The following is a 2,933-nucleotide window of genomic DNA, read 5'->3' on the forward strand; positions in this document are numbered from 1 at the left end:
ATCGCCACCGAAAATGGCTGGAACCTTTATGTGTGCGGTAATGGCGGTATGAAACCGCGTCATGCTGACCTGTTCGCTACCGATCTGGACGACGAAACCCTGATCAAGTACATCGACCGCGTATTGATGTTCTACATCAAAACCGGTGACCGCCTGCAGCGTACCTCCGTCTGGATGGAAAATCTGGAAGGGGGGCTCGACTACCTGCGCGATGTGGTGATCAACGACTCATTGGGCATCGCCGACGAGCTGGAGAAGCAGATGGCACATGTTGTAGATACCTACGAATGTGAGTGGAAAGCCACCATCAACGATGAAGAAAAACTGAAACGTTTCCGTACCTTTGTGAACGAGGAAGGTGGCGACCCACAGATCGTCAACATCATCGAACGCGATCAGATCCGTCCGGCTTAAGTCTTAGATTAGAAGGAGATAACAGATGAATACTGCAATGAAACTCGACTGGAAAACCCTCTGCTCCCAGAACGATCTGGTACCGTTTTCAGGTGTCGCAGCCAAACTGGATGAAGCACAGATCGCGCTATTTTACCTGCCCGGTGAAAAGGAAAGTCTGTACGCCGTGTGCAACCATGACCCGGTCAGCAGCGCCAACGTCATCGCCCGTGGCCTGATCGGCGACGTCAACGGCGAGCCCGTCGTGGCGTCTCCGCTTTATAAACAGCACTACGCGCTAAAAAGCGGTCTGTGTCTGGAAGATGAATCTCTGCAGTTGCGTACCTTTCCAGTGCGCTTCAACGGCGATCACGTTGAGATCCTCAACGCCTAACCCATAATTATAAGCAATGTCCCCCAACCCTAAGGGTCGTTTTTTAACGGCCCTTTTTTTTACCTTGCCCAAACAGCCACAAATTGAACTCATGAAATTCATACTTTGGTCGATGTAGTTGTGAGGCTTTAGAAATAAGGATTAGACCAACCAGCATGCGTCTTTGGCGTTTTCTGGACCTCTGATCTACAGTCAAAAGCTCAAATAATAATTAAAAAACAAAAACATATGGACAATGCGGGCGACGTACTATGAATTTATCTATAGGAATACGGGTTGGAGTCGGCTTTTTAGCCATGATCATACTCCTGATACTCTGCGGCAGTGCAGGTCTCTTTGGTGTTAATCAGGTCTCCTCCTCCCTTCTCTTTGTCTCAGGCCCTGCCAGAGACGTATCCGACGGTGGTCGGGAAACAACCATCAATCTGCAACAAGAGATGCTGGTCACCGAACGTATCCTCTCGAACGATATCCCTCTCAAGCAAGGCAAAAAGATGTTGAGGGAGTCCCGTAAGGCCTCGCGCGCATCACTGGAGTCGATAAAAAGCACCGGGCTGATCGAAGAACAGGTGCTCGTCAAAACAGAAAGCCTGATCGCACAATATCGGGGTTCGCAACTGTCGCTGCTCAGCGATTTCAAAACCATTCGTGAACAACGCATGCAGCTTCTGGACGCCACCAACTCCACGCTTGATAAAGTAGCCGTTGCGCAGGAAGACGTGCTTATTCAAGCCGATGAGCATTTTTTGGATCGCCGAAAATCTGAGGAGCTTAACGATCTCGATATGATGCTGTCGGAAATACGGGTTGGCATTCTCATGCGCAACTACAGCCTGCAACAGTTGTTTGAGGGCGCAGACCCCACCGACCAGATGCTGATCATGAACGAACAGCGCAAACAGCTGGTTGATACCCTTGATCGTGTGCTGCAACGTCTCACATATCATGAGATGAAAGAGCAATCAGAAGGACTCGAGCAATCCTTCCAACAGATGCAGCAACTGTACGTGCAGGTGGTCGTTGAGTTCACCACCTTTAAAGAATCACGTAAGGATATGGGCAAGCTTATCGACCGTGTACTCGCGGCGCTGGAAAATGTTCAGATCCAAGGCACCGAGGCCGTCACCGGAGAGATCAATAAAGTGGATGATCTGGTGACAACTTCACAGACGATGATTATCGCTGCTGCTGTCGGCGGTGTGCTGGCGGCGATTATTGCGCTCGCCGTTACCATCTTCACCGTGGTTCATCCCATCCGTAACGTCGCCAAAAACCTGCAACTTATCGGTGCCGGTGAAGGCGATCTGAACGTCTCGCTGCCGGAATCCGGTGCCAGCGAGCTGAAGATTCTGGCCGAAGGATTCAACCGCTTTGTTGAGAAGATCCGTACCACGGTATCGGGCGTTTCCAATGCCGTCGACGAACTCGGCAGTGCGGCGTCTTCGTTGCGTAATGTCAGCAATGACGCAGCATTAGCGATTGCCCGTCAGTCCGATGAAACTGATCAAGCCGCTGCCGCCATCAATGAGATGAGCGCTACCGCCACCGATGTTGCGGAAAACGCCGCCTCTGCAGCAACCGCAGCCAACAGTGCAGATAAAGCCGCCGATCAGGGTAAAACTGAAGTCGATACCACCATCGATGCAATCCGTAATCAGGTCAGTCAGTTAAATACTGCTGCGGGCGTCATCGAACAGCTGGCACAGGACAGCAAGAGTATCGGTACGGTACTGGACGTGATTAATGATATCGCCGACAAAACCAACCTGCTGGCCCTCAATGCGGCGATTGAAGCCGCCCGTGCCGGCGATGCCGGAAGGGGCTTTGCTGTAGTTGCCGATGAAGTCCGTGAACTGGCCAGTCGCACACAGAGCGCTACAACAGAAATTCAGGATGTGATTAACAAACTGCAATCAGCCGCCTCCGAAGCGGTGACCTCCATGCACAACAGCCGTGATTATGCCGAACAAAGCGCAGCGCAGGCGGAACATGCAGGTACATCGCTGAACGAAATCACTCGCGAATCTACCACCATCAGCGATATGACGGTGCAGATCGCACAAGCGGCTGAGCAGCAGGCTGATGTCGCGGAAACCATCAATCAGAACGTAGTCACTATCAGCGAACGGGCGCGGGAAACGCAGGA

2 protein-coding genes and 1 pseudogene are annotated in these 2,933 nt (G+C 51.8%); all 3 read left to right on the plus strand.

The features are described 5' to 3' along the window. A pseudogene (locus ABYW01_RS18125) lies at nucleotides 1-414 on the plus strand (nitrite reductase (NAD(P)H)); the annotation flags it as partial. Between the two features lie 25 nt (nucleotides 415-439). Next, nucleotides 440-787, plus strand: a complete 348-nt coding sequence (nirD, locus tag ABYW01_RS18130; RefSeq protein WP_372835537.1) for a nitrite reductase small subunit NirD — start codon at nucleotides 440-442, stop codon at nucleotides 785-787. 296 nt (nucleotides 788-1,083) lie between these two features. Beyond that, a partial coding sequence (locus ABYW01_RS18135) for a methyl-accepting chemotaxis protein (protein WP_372835539.1) occupies nucleotides 1,084-2,933 on the plus strand: 1,850 nt, incomplete at its 3' end.

It is taken from the genome of Pontibacterium sp., from assembly GCF_041587635.1.
Lineage (GTDB): Bacteria > Pseudomonadota > Gammaproteobacteria > Pseudomonadales > Balneatricaceae > Pontibacterium.